Raw genomic sequence first — 1613 nt, 5'->3', positions numbered from 1 at the left:
GTCTCCAATCAGTGTCATGGGCATTTCAGTCGGATAACGGTATGCATCACCGAGGTGGCGGGATTTGACGTGCAAGCAGAGAGAAAAGTGTGCGGCCGCCACTCCGGTGCATGCAATGGTTATCCGTTGAAATGAAACAACGGTTGCTGGACAGGTTCGGCGTCGACTTTCTGGGTCCAGCCGATTAATTATACCTGTTAGCATATCCAAATCTCTGGTTCAGAGGCGTCGGGTAGGTAGCGTTCGATCGCACGTTCTAGGATCTCGCGGTCCGAGTAGAGCAACTTTATCTTTGTGTTAAGCACAAATCGCAGTTTTTCGATCAATTGCGATTGAGTATGAGGATAGCAAGTTGCAAGAGTCAATTCGAAACTAGTTTGAGATACAGGTAGTATGCAATCGTGTCGCGCCAAGGCACCGGAAATGATGTTGACGATTTCAGGGGGAAGATACAGGCATTCGATGTCGACGGACTGGCCGACAGGCGAAGAACAGGAGGGGCAAGGCTGACCAAGCGGGGACATGCTAGAGACAACTACAACTCGGTCGCAAGAGCAGCACTGGACGGAAATTGTAGGAACTAGCGACATGGAAACCGGACTGCCAAACTATCGGTCGGATAACGGTATGCATCACCGAGGTGGCGGGATTTGACGTGCAAGCAGAAAGAAAAGTGTGCGGCCGCCACTCCGGTGCATGCAATGGTTATCCGCGACACACCAGTGTGATACGATCGGTCAGCGCGGACTTCGTCCCCGTGGGTGACATTCACCAAGTTTAGATCGTAGCAAAGTTTCGTTTGTCTAGCAAGTTTCGGCGAGCAGCAGTAAATCGAGTGTTCAAGGACAGGCGTTGGTTGATGCCACGCAGTGCATCCGGCACGTCAGCGGCATTCGAGCATTGGAATTCAGGCGTTGGTTGATGCCCCGCAGGGCAGTCGGCACGTCGATTTCGTCGAGCGTTGGGGGCAAAGCGGATTTGGTCGAGCATGGGTTGTGCCCCGCAGGGCGCGAGGCGGGCAGCAAATGTCCGCGGCTCAGTCGGATAACGGTACGCATCACCGGGCCGGGAGAGAAAAGTTAACCATCAGGAAACGCTCGCAAGCCCGGCTCCGGTGCATGCGATGGTTATCCGCCGTCTTGATGAGGCATGAGCGTCAAAGTAGATGTCAAGGATCGACGCCTTTAGTGCCGGCGGTAACAGAGTCGCCTGCTGGGGCGTTGTGCATCGCTTCACCCTGCGTTTTGAGTTCGGCGGCGACCGCAGTTCGCTGAGCTTGGTTAGTCTTTTGTTGTGTTGTTGCGTCATTGCATCCGAGGCAGGACGCAAGTAGCAGCGACAGGAGCGCGGTAGCTTTAGTCATCAGTGTGGGGCTCAAGATGGAGAAAAAGGAAGGGCTTCGGCGAGACATTCGCCGTCATGTTTGTTGATTCGTTGCGGCAGCGTCGATCTTGGCTCGCGATTCAATTCCTGGGTGCGGTTCCCCAGTCGGATAACGTCTAGGATCACCGGGTGGGGACGGAAAAGGTAACCATCAGAAAGCAGCCGCAAGCCCCACTCCGGTGCATCCTTTGGTTATCCGCCGCATTGCGTTATATGGAATCGAGTGGAGA

5 protein-coding genes are annotated in these 1613 nt (G+C 54.4%); all 5 read right to left on the bottom strand.

The window, feature by feature from the left end:
• A partial coding sequence (locus tag RC85_RS28095) for a hypothetical protein (RefSeq protein ID WP_162273305.1) occupies positions 1 to 204 on the bottom strand: 204 nt, incomplete at its 3' end.
• A complete protein-coding gene (locus RC85_RS29125; RefSeq protein ID WP_160148271.1) occupies positions 198 to 524 on the bottom strand; it encodes a GspE/PulE/PilB domain-containing protein in 327 nt (108 codons plus the stop codon). The genes RC85_RS28095 and RC85_RS29125, both read right to left, overlap by 7 nt.
• A gap of 56 nt (positions 525 to 580) precedes the next feature.
• Positions 581 to 772 (bottom strand): hypothetical protein, encoded by a 192-nt coding sequence (locus RC85_RS28090; protein ID WP_149753384.1) that lies wholly within the window; start codon positions 770 to 772, stop codon positions 581 to 583.
• Between the two features lie 5 nt (positions 773 to 777).
• A complete protein-coding gene (locus tag RC85_RS25675; protein WP_068267797.1) occupies positions 778 to 990 on the bottom strand; it encodes a hypothetical protein in 213 nt (70 codons plus the stop codon).
• Between the two features lie 178 nt (positions 991 to 1168).
• On the bottom strand, positions 1169 to 1363 hold the full coding sequence (locus RC85_RS28085; protein ID WP_162273304.1) for a hypothetical protein: 195 nt from the start codon (positions 1361 to 1363) through the stop codon (positions 1169 to 1171).
• Positions 1364 to 1613: the final 250 nt, after the last annotated feature.

The sequence above is a fragment of the Rubripirellula obstinata genome (genome assembly GCF_001642955.1).
Classification (GTDB): domain Bacteria; phylum Planctomycetota; class Planctomycetia; order Pirellulales; family Pirellulaceae; genus Rubripirellula; species Rubripirellula obstinata.
This window is presented reverse-complemented; position numbering and strand designations above follow the sequence as displayed.

Coding starts and splice junctions, on each gene's coding strand:
- RC85_RS25675 (WP_068267797.1), bottom strand. CDS start 990: ATGCTCGACCAAATCCGCTTTGCCCCCAACGCTCGACGAAATCGACGT.
- RC85_RS28085 (WP_162273304.1), bottom strand. CDS start 1,363: ATGACTAAAGCTACCGCGCTCCTGTCGCTGCTACTTGCGTCCTGCCTC.
- RC85_RS29125 (WP_160148271.1), bottom strand. CDS start 524: ATGTCCCCGCTTGGTCAGCCTTGCCCCTCCTGTTCTTCGCCTGTCGGC.